This window comes from Cellulomonas sp. GbtcB1 (assembly GCF_019091725.1).
Classification (GTDB): Bacteria; Actinomycetota; Actinomycetes; order Actinomycetales; family Cellulomonadaceae; genus Cellulomonas.
In genome coordinates this window covers 1-262 of sequence record NZ_JAGXJG010000307.1, presented here as the reverse complement: position 1 = coordinate 262, position 262 = coordinate 1, and the positions used below count along the sequence as shown (strand labels likewise).

Below are 262 nucleotides of genomic sequence, written 5' to 3'. Positions count from 1 at the left end.
ACCTGGACCACGAGCAGCTTGACGCCGTCGCCGAAGAACAGGCCACCCTCGTCGGCCAGGAAGCCGATGCCGGTGGTGCCGACGAGGCCACCCACGAGGTGGACGCCGACCACGTCGAGCGAGTCGTCGAAGCCGGACCGGTACTTCAGGCCGACCGCGAGGGCGCACAGCGCACCGGCGACCACACCCAGGATGATGGCGGTGGCCGGACGCAGGGCACCCGCGGCCGGGGTGGTGGCGACCAGACCCGCGACGACGCCGG

At 72.9% G+C, this 262-nt stretch carries 1 pseudogene; it reads right to left on the bottom strand.

The features are described from left to right. Positions 1–262 (bottom strand): annotated as a pseudogene (locus KVT14_RS20540) (ammonium transporter); the annotation flags it as partial.